This window comes from Burkholderia sp. E168m23, from assembly GCF_016586125.1.
Taxonomy (GTDB): Bacteria; Pseudomonadota; Gammaproteobacteria; order Burkholderiales; family Burkholderiaceae; genus Burkholderia; species Burkholderia orbicola.
This window is the reverse complement of record NZ_BCPP01001666.1, coordinates 1-629: the sequence shown is the minus strand read 5'-3', so window position 1 is coordinate 629 and position 629 is coordinate 1. Positions and strand designations below refer to the sequence as shown.

Genomic DNA, 629 nt, shown 5'->3' with positions numbered 1-629 from the left:
TGCCGCCGCGTGCGCGTGGCCGCCGACCCATGCAGTGCTTGTGCTCGACGTGGTACGCGAATTCGTCCCAGTAGTGCTTGAGCATCCCGCGAACCGGCATCGCCGCCGCATCGCCGAGCGCGCAGATCGTGCGGCCCATGATGTTCTCGGCCACCGAGTTCAGCAGGTCCAGATCTTCCTGGCGCCCTTCGCCGTGCTCGATACGGTTCACGACGCGATACAGCCAGCCGGTGCCTTCACGGCACGGCGTGCACTGACCGCACGATTCCTCGTAGTAGAAGTACGACAGGCGCAGCAGCGAACGCACCATGCAGCGCGTCTCGTCCATCACGATCACCGCACCGGAACCGAGCATCGAGCCGGCCTTCGCGATCGAGTCGTAGTCGAGATCCGTCTGCATCATGATGTCGCCCGGGATCACCGGCGCCGACGACCCGCCCGGAATCACGGCCTTGATCTTCTTGCCGCCGCGCATCCCGCCGGCGAGCTCCATCAGCGTCGCGAACGGCGTGCCAAGCGGCACTTCGTAGTTGCCCGGGCGCTCGACGTCGCCCGACACCGAGAAAATCTTCGTGCCGCCGTTGTTCGGCTTGCCGATCTCGAGGTAATTCTGCGGCCCGATGGACAGC

Annotated in this window: 1 pseudogene; it reads right to left on the bottom strand. The window is 65.5% G+C overall.

Features of this window, described 5'->3' with window-relative positions:
• Nucleotides 1–629: pseudogene (locus tag JMF90_RS39545) on the bottom strand (NADH-ubiquinone oxidoreductase-F iron-sulfur binding region domain-containing protein); the annotation flags it as partial.